Raw genomic sequence first — 16269 nt, 5'->3', positions numbered from 1 at the left:
CGCACCCACTGGCCAACAGCGATATTCTCCAAGGAACTCCCGCACCATGCAGAACGCAACGCTGCCGCTCCCCATCCAGAGTCCCCTGCTCGCCGCCTTTAGTGAAAACCGTGTTCGCCACGGTTTTTTCACCCGGCAGGGCGGCGTCTCCTCAGGGCTTTATCAGGGTCTCAATGTCGGTCTCGGCTCGCATGACGAGCCTGAACTTGTGCAGGAAAACCGGCGGCGCGTGGCGCAATGGTTCGGCCTGTCCGCGGAACGCCTCGCCACCGTGCATCAGGTCCATTCCCCTGATGTCCTCGTGGTCGACGAAAACTATGATGGCAACCGCCCGCAGGCCGATGCAATGGTGACGGCGACGCCGGGTTTCGTGCTCGGCGTGCTGAGCGCCGATTGCGGCCCGATCCTTTTTGCCGATGCCGAAGCCGGTGTCGTGGGCGCTGCCCATGCCGGCTGGAAGGGTGCATTGTTCGGCGTTCTAGAAAACACCATCGAGACCATGACAAAGCTGGGCGCCAGCCGCGAGCGCATCTCCGCCTCCCTCGGCCCCTCCATCAGCCAGAGCAATTACGAGGTCGGGCCGGAATATGTGGCGCGCTTCACCGATATCGATCCGGCTTACGCGGATTATTTCACCGAAGCGGATAAGCAGGGCCATGCCCTCTTCGATCTCAAGCGGTTCACCATCGACCGCCTGACCAAAGCCGGCGTAAAGGCGGAAAATCTCGGCCTCTGCACCTATCCTGACGAAGAACGTTTCTATTCCTACCGCCGCACGACCCACCGCGCCGAACCCGATTATGGCCGGCAGATTTCCGCAATCGCAATTCTGGAGGACTGACATGGCCCTGCACTTCGAGCTTTCGGAATTCGATGCCCGCCGCGAGCGGCTGATGGCGAAAATGGCGGAAGAGAAGCTGGATGCCCTGCTGCTTTTCGCGCAGGAAAGCATGTATTGGCTGACCGGTTACGACACCTTCGGCTACTGCTTCTTCCAGACGCTGGTGGTCAAGTCGGACGGCTCCATGACATTGCTGACCCGCTCGGCCGATCTGCGTCAGGCGCGCAATACCTCGATCATCGAAAATATCCTCATCTGGGTCGACCGGCCCAATGCCGACCCGACGCTCGATCTTAAAAATCTCCTGAGCGACCTCGACCTGCTCGGCGCAAAGATCGGCGTGGAATACGATACCCACGGCATGACCGGCCGTGTCGCCCGCCTGCTGGACAACCAGCTTGCCAGCTTCGGCCAGATGGTTGACGCCTCCTACCTCGTCAGCACGCTCAGGCTCGTCAAAAGCCCGGCCGAGATTGCTTATGCCCGCAAGGCCGGCCAGCTGGCTGACGACGCCCTCGACGCGGCGCTGCCGCTCATCAAGCCCGGCGCGGACGAAGCCGCAATTCTCGCAGCGATGCAGGGCGCGGTGCTGGCGGGCGGCGGCGATTATCCCGCCAATGAATTCATCATCGGCTCCGGTGCCGACGCGTTGCTATGCCGTTACAAGGCCGGCCGCCGCAGGCTCGATACCAAGGACCAGCTGACGCTGGAATGGGCAGGCGTCAGCGCCCATTACCACGCCGCGATGATGCGCACGGTGGTAATCGGCGAACAGGATTTCCGCCAGAAGGAGCTTTACAGCGCGTGCCTGCAAAACCTCACCGCCATTGAGGACGTATTGCGGCCGGGCAAGACCTTCGGCGATGTCTTCGACGTGCATGCCCGCGTGATGGACGAGCGCGGATTGACCCGTCACCGGCTGAACTCCTGCGGTTATTCGCTGGGCGCACGTTTCTCCCCTTCCTGGATGGAGCATCAGATGTTCCATGCCGGCAATCCGCAGGAGATTACCAGCGACATGACGCTATTCGTGCATATGATCGTGATGGACTCCGATGCCGGCACCGCCATGACGCTCGGCCAGACCTATCTGACCACGGACGGCGCTCCGGAGCCGCTCTCGCGCCATAGCCTCGATCTTCTCACAGCTTAAATCACTACCGGGTTTGACAGAGCGGGAAAACCGCCCTTACATTGCCGCCACCTTGGGCAAGAAGGAGCGGAACATGAGAGAAAACGTCACATGAGCCGGACGGGGTGTGTCTCCCCTTTCCCAGCCTTTGTCTTTCCAGCTCTTGCCGTTCCGGCACTGGTGCTGGCCCTTTCGGGCTGCAACACCACGGAGGCGCTGACCCCGCAGGTGGATGTTGGCCACAACGCCTCACAATCGACGCCGGTAACCCAGGGCGATCTCGACCAGATGGCCGCCGCTGCCGACCGCGCGCCGGCAGGCGCTTCAGCAACCGCATCTTCCGTGCCGGCCTATGCGCCGCAGAATTCCTTGCAGGCGCAGGCACAGGCGCTTTCCAGCGGCAGCCAGTATGGTGAGCCGCTTGGCCAGGCCCCTTCATCCGCACCATCCCCTGCGGGTGGCCAGCAACCGCCCCTGCAACAAACGGCCTCGCTTGCTCCTGCCGGTTCCGGCAATACCATCCGCTTCCTGCCGATCATCGGCGCGCCCGTTCAGGCCGTCACGCCACTCTCGCGGCAACTGGGTGCCGAAGCACGGGCGAAGGGACTGACCATCCGCGCCTCCAACGACAATTCGGCCGAAAACATCCTGAAGGGATATTTCTCCGCCTTCGCCGATGGCGGCAAGGTCAATGTCATTTACGTCTGGGACGTTCTGGATGCCAATGGTGTGCGGCTCCACCGTCTTCAGGGACAGGAGACAGTGGCCGCCAAAGGCAGCGATCCATGGGCCGCCGTGACCGACAGGGTCATGCAGGATATCGCCGCAAAAACGCTCAACGACTATTCATCATGGAAGCAGTCTCAAAGGGGATGAGGTGAAACGGCGGGAGAAGTCACAGAGATTTCATGAAAATCATTGCGAAAGCGCTGAGTCCTCTTGCAATCGGAAGCAACAGCGCTATTAAGGCGCGCATGGCAACAAGGCGTGTCCGGCAAAGGCTTTTCGGCCGGATGTTCCTCCCCTTGAACGACGCTTGGTTACGGCAGACAGACTTCCGTAGCGCAAGGCGATGGCATGGAAACAGGCGGCCGCAATGAAGGTTTTCGCAGGCAATTCGAACCGGCACCTTGCCGAAGCGATCTGCAAGTATCTCAACGTTCCTCTCGGAAATGCCACCGTAAAGCGGTTTGCTGATCAGGAAATATTCGTAGAAATCAGTGAAAACGTACGTGGTGAAGACGTTTTCGTCGTTCAGTCCACATCGTTTCCGGCAAATGATCATCTGATGGAACTGCTCATCATGATCGATGCCATGCGCCGCTCTTCGGCAAAGCGCATCACCGCGGTGCTTCCCTATTTTGGTTATGCCCGCCAGGATCGCAAAGCCGGCCCCCGCACCCCGATTTCCGCCAAACTCGTCGCCAATCTGATCACCGAAGCCGGCGCCGACCGCGTCTTGACGCTCGATCTTCACGCCGGCCAGATCCAGGGCTTTTTCGATATCCCGACCGACAATCTGTTCGCAGCCCCCATTCTGGCCCGCGACATCAAGGAACATTACGACACCAACAACGTCATGGTCGTTTCACCTGACGTCGGCGGCGTGGTGCGTGCCCGCGCCCTGTCGAAGCGTCTGGACTGTCTGCTGGCCATCGTCGACAAGCGCCGCGACCGTCCGGGTGAATCCGAAGTCATGAACGTTATCGGTGATGTTTCCGGCAAGGATTGCATCCTGATCGATGACATCATCGACTCCGGCGGCACGCTTTGCAATGCAGCCGAAGCGCTGCTGAAGAAGGGCGCCACCAGCGTCACCGCCTATATTACCCACGGGGTACTTTCCGGCGGCGCAGTTGCCCGCGTGGCCTCCTCGAAGCTGCGCGAACTCGTGATCACCGACAGCATCCAGCCGACCACCGGTGTGCAATCCGCGCATAATATCCGCGTCATCAGCACGGCGGGCCTGCTCGGTGAAGCAATCAACCGCACCGCGCAGGAACAGTCGGTGTCCGGCCTGTTCGACTGACGCTGCCGTTGCACATCATCTAAACGTCATCCTTGGGCTTGACCCAAGGATCTAAACACGTGAACGAAATCAAGCCGTTGCAGATCCTCGGGACAGGCCCGAGGATGACGTCGGAGTGCTTGGTAAGGTTTGCCATTCACCGGATGACACCCATACTTCATACGTGTCCGAAAGGTCGCGGCCTCTCTTCCCGGAAAATCATTGAAGCGCTAAAGCAGGGCCGCAAAAATTATTCTGCACCACTCAAGACGATGCCGCGCCCGCATCCGGCGGACGCTGCAGGCGTGTGGCGGCGGCCTTGATTTTCGGCCACCAGCGCCTGGCCCGCACACGCACGGCATGGCTGCCATTGCGCCACAGGCTGACGGTATCGGCCGTAACGGCATCACTCGTAAACAGATGTCGATGGCGACCGATTGCCAGCGCCCGGTAGAGAAACAGCGTCGTCAGGGCTGAAAACAGCACAGACATCACCACATCGCTGAGGAAATGCCCGCCGGCCGCGATACGAAGACCGGACATGAAGATGACTGCACCGGCGGCGAAGCTGCCCATCACAACACGACCGCGCCATTTCAGGCGGGGCCAGACAAGCGCGCAGAGCGGCAGGAAAAAGCTGGCGATCAGTGCCGTTTCCCCCGACGAAAACGAACAGTTCGAAAAACACTGCGTGCTGAACTGAAAGGGCGGCGTGAAAAGCTGCTGCCCGCCGAAATCGCTGACGCTGAATGGCCGGGCACGACCGACATTGGCTTTCAGCACGCCGTTGACCAGAAGCCCGGCACACAAAACAACCGGCCCACAGAGGAACGCCCAGACGCGCCAACCGGTACGCTGCACGGAACCGAGCCGGATGTTGCCGATAAAGACGATGAAGGCCAAAATGGTGGCGAGTTCCGTCAGCTCGCGCAATGTATCGCGAAACCACTCGGGAAGCGGTTCGCGGCCAGACCACAAACGCCCCTCGGGAGAAAAGAACAGGGAAGAAACCCCAAGATCGATAGAAGGAAAGGTCGCAAACAGGATGACAAGCGCCAGGGTAACGAACATTACCCAGATCGTGATCCGCATGTGCGAAAGATCATTGTCCATTGACGCCTCCCGGAATGCATTGCGGCGGCAGGCGCCATAGCCCGATTTCCCTGCCTTCGAGGAAGCCCGGCCCGGCGGTCCAGCGCACAACCGGCGCTTCGCCGGCCAGGCAGGCCGGCAGACCATCCATGCTTGCCAGGAACAGGGGATTTTTCGCCTCCCCGGCTTTCAACGGATAAAGAAGCGCGTAGTGGCTGGAAGGCACGCCGGTTTCCGGCAATGCGCGCGTCAGCACCTGTTTTTCGTCCCGCAACTGATAAAAAAGCTCGGCCAATATGGAGCGATCGGAAGCGACAATGGCATCCGCCCCCGTTTCCTTCGCCCGCGTAAAACCGGTAGACACCAATTCCGACCGGCCGAGATAACGCTTCATCGCCAGTTCACCGCTCGGTAGACGCAGTTCCGTCCCGGCAATTGTCATGACGGGCAGCACGACGGCGACAATACCACCAAGCACGAGGGTGGAAACCGTCAGCCAGCGTCGGGATGCCAGTACCGGCACCGCCAGAAGCACACCCGCCGCATAAGCCCCGACGGCCCAGTTGGCCAGCGCCCGCGACATCAACCCCTGCGCCGTGATCAACAGCACGATCGGCACCGAAAGAGCGACCAGCGCCCGGGTTTCGGCATTCTTGGCGCGCAATGTCGCTACAATCATGGCGACAAAGACGAACGGCCCGACAACACCCGCCTGCGAGAAGAAAAACTCAAGCGCCGGACCGATTTTCAGCTGAATGCCATGCCAGTTGGCATTGTCAGCCGTATGGCGCGCGGTCATGAAATCATGCGCCGCATTCCACCACAGATTGGGAGCGATGACCGCGACGCAAACAAGGGCGGCAACGCCTGCGTCCCGCAGCCGGATGCGCCAGCCCATGCAAAGCCAGCCAGCTGCGATGAAGCATGGCAGAAAATAGATCATCGCATATTTCGACATCAGGCCGAGGCCGAAACAGAGACCGAGCGCAACGCTCCAGCCCACCGCCGCCCTGCCCTCACTGCGGGCCTGCGCCAATTTGCGCACGCAGATCATCGACAGCACGATGAACAGCATCATCGGCGTATCGGTCGAGATCAGCAGGCTGCCAAGCGTCACGGCGGGCAGCGTCAGATAGACGACGGCGGCGAGCGAAGCCAGCCTGACATCGTAGATCATTCGTCCGAGAACAAGGATGGCCGCCGCAGCGATACCATGCACCACGGGTGCGGCCAGCCGCACCTGAAAAGTGCCCTCGCCGCCGCCCAGAATGCTGAAGGCGCGGATGAGCCAGCCGATCAGCGGCGGTTTGGAATAAGCGCCGAGAGCCATCTCCCGGCCCCACAGCCAATATTGCGCCTCATCAACGAACAGATCGGTTCGATTGAAGGCAAGACCGAGGACGCGCAGCGCCGTCACAAGCACGATGGCCGTAAGCGCCAGCGTCATCCATTGGCGCTGCTGGCTCGCCTGCGCATAGGGCAAAGCCGCTGTCCCGTCATGCATGCTGGCGGCGTTCTGCATGGATCAACCAGAGATTTCGGGCATAGATGAACAGGCCGGATGCCTGTCCGATGATAAAGACCGGGTCGCGACGCCACACCGCATAGGACAACAGCACCAGGCCGCCGAGAACGGAAAAATACCAGAACGCCACCGGGATGACCGAACGGTTGGCCCGTTCCGACGAAATCCACTGAACCAGAAAACGCATGGTGAACAGCATCTGGCCCATGAAGCCGGTCATGACCCAGAGAAATTCCTCCCAGCTGTTCACATGCAGCATGGACCATAAGGCCGGTGTATTCACGGCGATGTCTCCGTTTTGAAAGTTTCGGCCCAGCTTGCCCGCTTGCGCCGGCGCAACAGCCAGGCAACGCCGATCAGATCGTGGATGCCGACAAGCGCGCGGCCGATATTGGTGTAATGGGAATTGCCATGCTGCCGGGCACGGTGCGTCACGTCGACATGGGCGACCTGCCAGCCATCGCGATTAAACAACGCCGGGAAATAGCGGTGATGGTGATCGAAATAGGGCAAGGCGAGGTAGGCGTCGCGGCGGAAGGCCTTGAGGCCGCAGCCGGTGTCGCGCGTTCCGTCCTTCAATATCCGTGCCCGAAGCCCATTGGCGAAGCGGGAAGAAAGCCGTTTTCCAAGCGTATCGCGTCGGCCAACGCGTTGGCCGGCGACGAGCCCGAGACGGCCGGCGGCATTGGCGGAAAGAAGCGGCGCGAGAAGTGCAGGCAGATTGTCCGGCGGGTTCTGGCCATCGCCGTCAAGCATGCAGATAACAGGCGCGCGCGCCGCCTGTACACCACTATGGATCGCCGCCGATTGCCCGCCCTGACGGTTGTGCCGCACCAGCCGCAGCATGGGATAACGATCGCCGAGCGCAAGAACGGCATCCGCCGTGCGGTCGGAGGAGGCGTCATCCACCACCACGATCTCGAACTGGCCGACCGGCTGGCACGCAGCCACGATCTCCGCCACGAGCGTTTCCACACTCGCTTCTTCATTGTGCATGGGCACGATAACGGCGAAATCCGGCGTCGATCGCAAGGTGGCTCCGTCACATCCGTCTGCGCGGGTTCCGCAAACATCATCGATAGTGGCAGGAGATGGAGCGCGAAAAGCTTGCATGAACATGAACGACCGTTGAACTTTGCACGGTATGCGCCCGTTCTGTTGCAGTTTTATTACGGGCCCGACACCGCTGCAGGTCAGCGATTTTTTCGCGGTATGCGGGAAATAATCATACAAATTTCAGCCCTTTAACGTGGCCGTAAACAATTGTTGCGACGCTGCGGCAACGTTTTTTTGGGGGAGGAAACAGATGCCGGGTGCAAATCCGACTGCTGTCAGAGCTAAATCATTGTCAATCAAGGCTAAATTCGCGGCGCTCGTCACGGGCGCAACGCTGGTTTCCTGCCTGTCCGTGGGGCTGCTGTCCTATGAGATGGGCAAGTCGGGCCTGATCGACGCCAGCAAAATAAGGCTGGAGACGGTTGCAGGAAACCAGTCCAAGCAGCTTGATGCCTATACCCTGCGGGTTGAACAGAGCATTTCCGAACTGTCGCAAAATGCCGCTATCGCCCAGGCGCTGGAAACCATGACCAATGTCGTGCCGACGGAAAAGGATGCGATCATCCAGGCCTTCCGCCGCGAAGGTGTCTCCGAGGAGGAGCGCGCCTCCTTCAACGGCGAAGGATTGCGGTTGCTCTATGCCATTCGCCACGCGACAATCAACGCGACCATCGCCAGCGTCTGGCGCAACACCCGGGTCAGCGATATCTATGTGATCGACAAGACCGGGCTGATTATCTATTCCGTCACCAAGGGCAAGAACTTCCTGACCAATGTCACGGACCCGGAGAACAGCGCGATCAAGGAATTGTTCGACCGCGTGGAAGCCGGCAAGGACGGTATCGTCAGCACGACCGGATTTACCGGTGGAGCGAATGATTCGGCCATGGTCGGCATGCCGCTCGCGGTCTCCAACTGGGGCCAGTTGCAGCGCAAGGGCGCCGTCATCATGCGCATTTCAGCCGACCGCATCGGTGCGGTGGTCACGCCGGAGGAAACCGGCAAGTCCATCGATGACGCCGTTCTCTTGACTGCAGATGGCAAACGCCGGGCAGGCGTGCTTTCGGGCGGCGCAGACGCCGCCGTTTCCGAAAGCCTCGCGGCCCTCTCCGGCACCAGCGATGCCGGAACGCTAATGGCGCATACGCCTGCGGGCAACATCTTCTATGCCTATCGCCCGGTCTCCGTCTTCGGACAGAAGCATCTTCTGGCAATCGGCCAGCAGGAAAGCAAGGTTCTCGCCGCCGCCAATGATCTGGCCTTCTGGGCGACGCTGGCGACACTGGCGGTGCTCGCCGTCATGACACTTGTCGGTATCTTCGTGTCCGCCAGCCTCACCAAGCCGCTGACCGGCCTTGCCGGGCTGATGGAACGCCTGAACGGCGGTGAAAACAACATCGAAATCAAGGCGGTTTCCCGTGGCGACGAGATCGGCACCATGGCGCGCGCGCTGGAATCCTTCCGTCAGGGCATTCTGGACAAGCAGAACATGGAAGCCGAGTCCCATCGCAAGAGCGAGGAACTTGACGAGGAACGCGCCCAGCGGGAAATGGAAAAGGCGAGAAGCGCCAAGGAACTGGAAGAGGCGGTCGATGCGCTTGCCTCCGGCCTTGCCCATCTTGCAGCCGGCAGGCTCGATCTGCGTATTGAAAAATCCTTCGTACCTTCGCTCGATCATCTGCGCATCGACTTCAACAACTCGATGGCGGGGCTGGAAACGACAATCTCCAATATCGGCGAAAGCGCCAATGCCATCCGCTCCGGCTCCGGCGAGCTGAAAAGCGCATCGGAAGATTTGTCGCGGCGCACGGAACGTCAGGCGGCCGCCCTTGAAGAAGCCGCGGCGGCTCTCGGCGACATGACGCAGGCCGTCAATGTTTCGCTTTCACGCTGCGATGTCGCAGTCGGTACGACGGCGGAAACCATGCAGGACGCCCATAAATCCACGGCTGTCGTGAAAGAAGCGATCGTCGCCATGGAGCGTATCGAGACCTCTTCGTCCAAGATCCGCCAGATCATCGACGTCATCGACCAGATCGCCTTCCAGACCAACCTTTTGGCGCTGAATGCCGGCGTGGAAGCGGCGCGTGCCGGTGAAGCCGGAAAGGGCTTTGCCGTCGTGGCGCAGGAAGTTCGCGAGCTCGCCCAGAAATCGGCAGCCGCCGCCCGCGACATCACCACACTGATCGCCACCTCGGCGGGTGATGTGGAAAGCGGCGTGGCGCTGGTGCTGAAGACCGGCGAAAGCCTCGAGCAGATCCAGAAACGCATCCAGTCGGTCAACGACCAGATCGGCGCGATTGCCACCGCATCGCGCGAACAATCCGGCCGCCTTGGCGAGATCAATGCCTCGGTCAATGAACTCGATCATGTGACGCAGCAAAATGCGGCCATGGTGGAGGAAACCACGGCAGCAGCCTTCTCGCTGGCAAACGAGGCGGATGGCCTGACCGAACAGGTAGGGCAATTCTCCGTCGGCCATAGCCAACAGCGGGACCAGCGTTACGCGGCATAAGCCGCAACGAAAAAGGCCGGAGGCAAAACCTCCGGCCTTTTTATTTGTACCGGGCTCCCAGGGGCCAAAGCCCCTGGGAACGCGCCGGCGACGGGAGATCACGATGACCCTTGCCGGCTTCCGGGGAGGAGCTCAGAAGAAACCGACCTTGTTCGGGCTATAGGAAACGAGCAGGTTCTTGGTCTGCTGGTAGTGATCGAGCATCATCTTGTGGGTCTCGCGACCGATGCCCGACTGCTTGTAGCCGCCGAATGCCGCACCCGCCGGATAGACGTGGTAGCAATTGGTCCACACACGACCCGCCTCGATGCCGCGACCAGCCCGATAGGCGATATTGGTGTCACGGCTCCAGACGCCGGCACCCAGTCCGTAAACCGTGTCATTGGCGATTTCGAGCGCCTCTTCCACTGTCTTGAAGGTGGTGACGGAAACGACAGGGCCGAAGATTTCCTCCTGGAAGACGCGCATCTTGTTATTGCCCTCAAAGACGGTCGGCTGGATATAATAGCCGTCCTTGAGGTCGCCGGTCAGCGTCTTGCGGTCGCCGCCGGTCAGCACCTTGGCGCCTTCCTTCTTGCCGATTTCAAGATAGCTCATGATCTTGTCGAACTGTTCCTGCGAGGCCTGTGCGCCCAGCATGGTCGACGGATTGAGCGGATCGTCCTGGCTGATGGCCTGAACGCGCTTGATGGCCTTTTCCATGAAGCGGTCATAGATCGATTCATGCACCAGTGCACGCGACGGGCAGGTGCAGACCTCCCCCTGGTTGAGCGCGAAGAAGGCAAAACCTTCGAGCGCCTTGTCAAGGAAGGCATCGTCCTCGTTCATCACATCGGCAAAGAAGATGTTCGGCGACTTGCCGCCCAGTTCCAGCGTGATGTTGGTGACGTTGTCGGCCGCATAACGCATGATTTCCTTGCCGACCGAGGTGGAACCGGTAAAGGCGATCTTGGCGATGCGGTTGCTCTGCGCCAGTGGCTTGCCGGCTTCGAGGCCCGTGCCGTTGACGATGTTGAGGACGCCGGGCGGCAGCAGATCTTCGATCAGTTCCATCACCACCAGAATGGAAGCAGGTGTCTGTTCCGCCGGTTTCAGCACCACGCAATTGCCGGCGGCAAGCGCGGGTGCAAGCTTCCAGGCGGCCATGAGGATCGGGAAGTTCCACGGAATGATCTGGCCGACAACACCAAGCGGCTCATGGAAATGATAGGCGACGGTGTCGTTGTCGATTTGGCCGATCGTGCCTTCCTGCGCACGGATGCAGCCCGCAAAATAACGGAAATGGTCGATGGCCAGCGGAATATCCGCATTGGTGGTCTCGCGCAGCGGCTTGCCGTTATCCCAGGTTTCGGCCCGGGCGATGAGGTCGAGATTTTCCTCGATGCGCTGGGCGATCTTGAGCAGGATATTGGAACGCTCGGTTATGCTCGTCTTGCCCCATTTGTCGCGGGCCTTGTGGGCGGCATCCAGCGCAAATTCGATATCGGATGCATCTGAACGCGGAACTTCGCAGATCTTGTGGCCAGTGACGGGGGAAAGATTGTCCATGTAGCGGCCGGATTTCGGCTCCACCCATTTGCCGCCGATGTAATTGCCGTATTTCAGCTTGAAGGGCGCTTCGCCGGCTTTCTGCTGAACCTGAATATTCATGATTTCATCCTCCCTGATGAAAACGATCCGCGACGGACCGCATGAGAGGAAGGTGGGCCTAGATAGTACGGTCGGGTAGAGGGGCGGCGCGGTTCCGCAGCGCACATTGTCTCACATCTGCGACAGACCCGCCGCAGGACAGCTTAAACAGCCTCAATGCACGGCAAGCTTCTTCATCTTGCGATGCAGCGTGGCGCGGCTGATGCCGAGCAGGGATGCGGCCTGCGTGACATTGCCATTGGTGCGTGACAGAACCCGCCGCAGTGCCGAACGCTCCGCTTCCGCAAGGTCGGAACCGCTGTCATGACGCTCTTCCTGCAGAATATCGGCAGCGGGCAAACCCTGCGCGATGGCATGGTCGTCGAGCTTCAGCGCAAGACGGGCGGCACGTGTCGCACCGAGAACGAGATCGTCCTGATCCACCGCCAGCAGCGAAAGCGCCGCACCGAAACCGGTCGGCACAACGACGATGCGTGCGCCGGGAAAGGCACGGCGGAAAAGATTGCCCTCGATGCGCTGCGCCGCATCCCTCACCGCCTGGGTGACGAAGGAGAAAGTCATTTCATTGATGTCGTCACGGCAGGTGGAAATATCGAGCGCACCCGTCACCCGGCCGGTGTGATCGCGGATCGGCGCGGTGGTGCAGCAGAGTTCGGTGTTTGACGTGAAGAAATGCTGGTCGCGATAGACCACCACCGAGCGCTCGTCGACAAGCGCCGTGCCGATGCCATTCGTACCGACGCTCGCTTCGCTCCAGACGGCGCCGGACCAGAGACCGAGCGCCCGAAAATCCCGGTCGTCGCTGGCAGCACCCCGCCGTTCCAGCGCAACGCCCTGCGCATCGGTTAAAAGCAGGCAGCAGCCGGATTTGCCGACGCTGTGAAAGATACGATCGAGTTCGTCGGTGCTTTCGGCGATCAGGCCCGCAGCACTTTCGCGGGCGCGGCGAAATTCGAACTCGCTGAGGAAGATCGGTTTGCGGTTTTCCTCCGGCGCAAGACGATGCTTGACCATGCAGCGGCGCCATGAAGCGACAATCGGAGAACTTGCGGCTGCGGAACGGTGGCGCGCTGTTTCATACACGCGTTCTGCATGGGCGATGTCGGTCGGCATACGCTCCTCCCAAAGCTTTTCGGCGATGGTGCGCTGGAAGCGTTCATGTTTCAACTAAAAACTTTGCGACCGGCAAGGCCGGGCGCAACCGCGGGCTGCGGCCAGCCTATCGAGCCGTCTTGAAGTAACGCCGGCCGTCACTCACGTCGGTTTCCTCCTCAACCGAAAGAAACGTGTCATCGACGAGATTGGCGATGGAGTTCAGCGGACCGGGTTTGCCGAAAAAGAAGCCCTGCACCTGCAGGCAGCCTTCACGACGCAGGAATTCGATATGGGCCTTGGTCTCCACCCCTTCCGCCAGCACCGGAATATTGAGACTATGCGCCAGAATGAGCGTCGAGCGGACAATCGCCTCCGACTGCACGTTGGTCGCCAGGCCGTCGATGAAAGCACGGTCGATCTTGATCTTGTCGAAAGGGAAACTCTGCAGGGTCGATAGCGAAGAATAGCCCGTGCCGTAATCGTCCATGGCGATCTTGACGCCGAGCGCCTTGAGTTTGCGGATCGTGACAAGCGCGTGGCGATGGTCGGCGATGATGCTGCCTTCGGTGATTTCCAGCTCAAGCCTTTCCGGCGCAAGTCCCGTCTCCAGAATGATCCTCTCCACCTTTTCAGGGAAATCATTGTCCGCGAGCTGCTGCGGCGCGACGTTCACGGCGATGGCAAGCGATTTCTTCCACAGCGCCGCCTGCACGCAGGCTTCCCGCAGGACCCATTCGCCGAGTTCGACGATAAAGCCGGTCTGTTCGGCAATCGGAATGAACTCGGCGGGAGAGATCATGCCCCGCTCGGGATGTTTCCAGCGTAAGAGCGCCTCGAAACCGACGATGCTGCCGCTTTTGGTATCGTTCTGCTGCTGGTAATAAAGCTCGAACTCCTTATTGGCGAGACCACTGCGCATGGCAATGGCAAGCGCGTTGCGCTCGCGGGCGGCCTCGTCCATGGATTTGTCGTAGAAGCAGATCGTATCCGAACTGCCGCTTTTTGCCCGATACATGGCGACATCGGCCTGCGCCATCAGCGTATCGGCGTCAATGGCGCCGCTGTTGCGGACGGATATACCCACACTTGCGCCCACGGAAAATGTCTGCCCATTCCACTCGACCGGCTTGCTGATCTGCTCGATCAGTCTCTGGGCGAATTCCGCACCATCGGCGCGGGTATAATAGGAATGGGTCATCGCCACGAATTCGTCGCCACCCATACGCGCCAGAAACTCCCCGGCCTTCAGCACGGAACTCGCCCGGTCGGCAATGGCGCGCAGCACCGCGTCGCCCGCGGCGTGACCGTGCACGTCGTTGATCTCCTTGAAGCGATCGAGATCGATGGACAGAAGTGCGGTATGCGCGCCCAGGGAGAGATGGCGTGTGCGGCGGTTGAGATGTTCGATGAAGGCCGCGCGGTTGGGAATGCCCGTCAGCGGATCGTGCAGCGAAAGATGACGATAGCGGGCAACCGCCTGCTGGGTGGATTGGGCATCGATGACATAAGTGGAAAGACCGAGCGCCAGCAGCAGAAGCGTGACCGCGATGGCTCCTCCGCCCATAATGGCCGGCGGCAGCAGATTCTCGGGAATGACGACGCGAGGATCAAACGCGAAGGACATCGAGGCCATGCCGGTATAATGCATCGAGGCGATGGCCAGGATCAGAAACGTCACCGCACTATATTGGCAGAACCGGTTAAGCGGCCGCGCCACTCTGTTGACCGCAATCGCCCCCAGCACCGCCCCCAGCACCAGCGAGGCGATGACATAAGCCTGGTTCCAGAAAATCATGCCCTGTACATTATAAGCAGCCATGCCGGTGTAGTGCATCGCCGCAATACCAAGACCCAGGATGACGCCACCGGCTTCCACCAGCACGCTACGTCCGGCATAGGCGGAAATGCCGAAGCCGGCGGTCGTCGTGGTAATGGCGATAAGAAGCGAAAGTCCCGTCAGATAGGGATCGTAACCCACCTCGCCTGCCGCGGAATAACCCAGCATCGCCACAAAATGGGTGGTCCATATTGCAGCACCGCCATTCACGCCCGCCAGAAACAGCCAATTGACCTTCTGGAGCCCGGTCGCCAGACGCGCCCTCGAAAAAAGACGTATCGTCACGAAGCTTCCCAGCATGCAGACGAAGACCGCTGCGGCGGTGTATCGGAAGTCATGATCGATGGCGAGGCACTGGAGAACTGTCAGCATTGTTATCTACACAATTGGAATTTTGTGCAGCTTTATCATTTGCCAGGTTTTCAGCGAGTTTATATGCATGGATAAGCACATATTAAAAGTTGCAACAAACGAGTGAATTAGTTGTAACTAATAAAATCCTGACTAGACTCCCATGAAAAGCGGGCTGCTCTTGTCTTTATGGCCCTTTTGTATTATAGCGCCCGCACCCGTGTAGACACCCTTGGAGGCAACGCGGGCGGGATGGCTTTATGGCCTCTCCAGTTCAGGCCGCATTGTCGGCGTGAACTCTCCATATAACCTCGAAAGGAATTGCCATGAGCAAAGAATCGTATGAGCTCAAGGCCGAGGCGCGCGAACGAGTTGGTAAGGGGTCCTCTCGTGAACTTCGCCGCAACGGTTTGATTCCCGCTGTCATCTATGGTGACAAGCAGGCCCCCATTTCCATCGCCCTGTCGACAAACGAAGTCACCAAGCGTATCCACGCCGGCGGTTTCATGACGACGGTTGCGATCATCGACGTCGACGGCAAGAAGATCAAGGTTCTCCCGAAGGATTACCAGCTTGATCCGGTCCGCGACTTCACCATGCACGTCGACTTCCTGCGGGTTTCGGGCAACACGCTCGTCAACGTTGAAGTTCCGGTTCACTTCGAAAACGAAGAAAAGTCGGACATCAAGATCGGCGGCGTTCTGAACATCGTTCGCCACACGGTGGAATTCCACTGCCCGGCCAACGACATTCCGGAATTCATCACGGTTGATCTGTCTGGTCTGAAGATCGGCGACAGCGTCCACATTTCGAATGTGAAGCTGCCGAAGAACATCTCGCCTGTGATCGCCGACCGTGACTTCACGATCGCAACGATCGTCGCTCCGGCCGCAGGCGTTGCAGAAGAAACGACCGAAGAAGCTTCCGAAGAATAATCGGTGGCCGCAAGGCCGAATAGATTTGCGCATTGAGGCCCGTTCCGTTTTCGGAACGGGCCTTTTAGTTTTTATGAACTTTAAAGACAGAAAACCTGCGGACCATGCGGGATGCCCACCCTGTTTTAGCGTCGATTAACACTTCCATGAAACGATACCCTTGCGCCGTTGTGGAAACTCCGGACGGACGAAAATGGCGCGCAAAAATTCTGGGGCAAAGGGTAGCTGCAAT

The 16269-nt window shown here is 59.8% G+C and carries 13 protein-coding genes; 6 read left to right on the top strand and 7 right to left on the bottom strand.

The window, feature by feature from the left end; translation table 11 throughout:
- Window positions 1–46 precede the first annotated feature (46 nt).
- The 4 genes from pgeF to ACQZ5F_RS01835 all read left to right on the top strand — a co-directional run bounded on the left by pgeF (window position 47) and on the right by ACQZ5F_RS01835 (window position 4002).
- Window positions 47–841 carry a peptidoglycan editing factor PgeF gene (pgeF, locus tag ACQZ5F_RS01850; RefSeq protein ID WP_448731013.1) on the top strand — a complete coding sequence of 265 codons (795 nt, stop codon included), beginning with the start codon at window positions 47–49 and terminating at the stop codon, window positions 839–841.
- Between the two features lies 1 nt (window position 842).
- Window positions 843–1994, top strand: coding sequence for a M24 family metallopeptidase (locus ACQZ5F_RS01845; protein ID WP_046797970.1), 1152 nt, complete (start codon window positions 843–845; stop codon window positions 1992–1994).
- Between the two features lie 90 nt (window positions 1995–2084).
- Window positions 2085–2849 (top strand): hypothetical protein, encoded by a 765-nt coding sequence (locus ACQZ5F_RS01840; protein WP_225339678.1) that lies wholly within the window; start codon window positions 2085–2087, stop codon window positions 2847–2849.
- A 220-nt stretch (window positions 2850–3069) separates the two neighbouring features.
- A complete protein-coding gene (locus ACQZ5F_RS01835) occupies window positions 3070–4002 on the top strand; it encodes a ribose-phosphate pyrophosphokinase (protein WP_046798416.1) in 933 nt (310 codons plus the stop codon).
- A gap of 243 nt (window positions 4003–4245) precedes the next feature.
- Here ACQZ5F_RS01835 and ACQZ5F_RS01830 read toward each other — a convergent pair whose 3' ends face one another.
- From ACQZ5F_RS01830 to ACQZ5F_RS01815, 4 genes are read right to left on the bottom strand one after another with little or no spacing between them, the layout of a single operon-like run.
- A complete protein-coding gene (locus ACQZ5F_RS01830; RefSeq protein WP_046797968.1) occupies window positions 4246–5094 on the bottom strand; it encodes a phosphatase PAP2 family protein in 849 nt (282 codons plus the stop codon).
- Window positions 5084–6577: an ArnT family glycosyltransferase gene (locus tag ACQZ5F_RS01825; protein WP_225339677.1), complete on the bottom strand. Its 1494-nt coding sequence runs from the start codon at window positions 6575–6577 to the stop codon at window positions 5084–5086. Before ACQZ5F_RS01825 ends, ACQZ5F_RS01830 begins: the two co-directional genes overlap by 11 nt.
- Window positions 6570–6857, bottom strand: a complete 288-nt coding sequence (locus tag ACQZ5F_RS01820) for a lipid-A-disaccharide synthase N-terminal domain-containing protein (RefSeq protein WP_046797966.1) — start codon at window positions 6855–6857, stop codon at window positions 6570–6572. The genes ACQZ5F_RS01825 and ACQZ5F_RS01820 overlap by 8 nt, the downstream gene beginning before the upstream one ends.
- Window positions 6858–6877: 20 nt before the next feature.
- Window positions 6878–7717 carry a glycosyltransferase family 2 protein gene (locus tag ACQZ5F_RS01815; protein WP_046797965.1) on the bottom strand — a complete coding sequence of 280 codons (840 nt, stop codon included), beginning with the start codon at window positions 7715–7717 and terminating at the stop codon, window positions 6878–6880.
- A 187-nt stretch (window positions 7718–7904) separates the two neighbouring features.
- On the opposite strand from ACQZ5F_RS01815, the gene ACQZ5F_RS01810 reads away from it, so the two are divergent.
- Complete coding sequence (locus ACQZ5F_RS01810) at window positions 7905–10169, top strand: methyl-accepting chemotaxis protein (RefSeq protein WP_349506711.1); 2265 nt, start codon at window positions 7905–7907, stop codon at window positions 10167–10169.
- A gap of 132 nt (window positions 10170–10301) precedes the next feature.
- Here ACQZ5F_RS01810 and adh read toward each other — a convergent pair whose 3' ends face one another.
- The 3 genes from adh to ACQZ5F_RS01795 form a co-directional block, all read right to left on the bottom strand.
- Entirely contained in the window at window positions 10302–11819 is a 1518-nt protein-coding gene (gene adh, locus ACQZ5F_RS01805) for an aldehyde dehydrogenase (protein ID WP_046797963.1), read from the bottom strand.
- A 153-nt stretch (window positions 11820–11972) separates the two neighbouring features.
- Window positions 11973–12932, bottom strand: a complete 960-nt coding sequence (locus tag ACQZ5F_RS01800) for a helix-turn-helix domain-containing protein (RefSeq protein ID WP_046798415.1) — start codon at window positions 12930–12932, stop codon at window positions 11973–11975.
- 106 nt (window positions 12933–13038) lie between these two features.
- Window positions 13039–15123, bottom strand: a complete 2085-nt coding sequence (locus ACQZ5F_RS01795; protein ID WP_046797962.1) for a putative bifunctional diguanylate cyclase/phosphodiesterase — start codon at window positions 15121–15123, stop codon at window positions 13039–13041.
- Window positions 15124–15428: 305 nt separating this feature from the next.
- Here ACQZ5F_RS01795 and ACQZ5F_RS01790 point away from each other — a divergent pair, with 305 nt between their 5' ends.
- Complete coding sequence (locus ACQZ5F_RS01790) at window positions 15429–16037, top strand: 50S ribosomal protein L25/general stress protein Ctc (RefSeq protein ID WP_046797961.1); 609 nt, start codon at window positions 15429–15431, stop codon at window positions 16035–16037.
- Window positions 16038–16269: the final 232 nt, after the last annotated feature.

The organism is Agrobacterium sp. 22-210-1, from assembly GCF_053522525.1.
The sequence above is the reverse complement of the archived record's forward strand: the minus strand, read 5'-3'. Positions and strand labels throughout refer to the sequence as shown.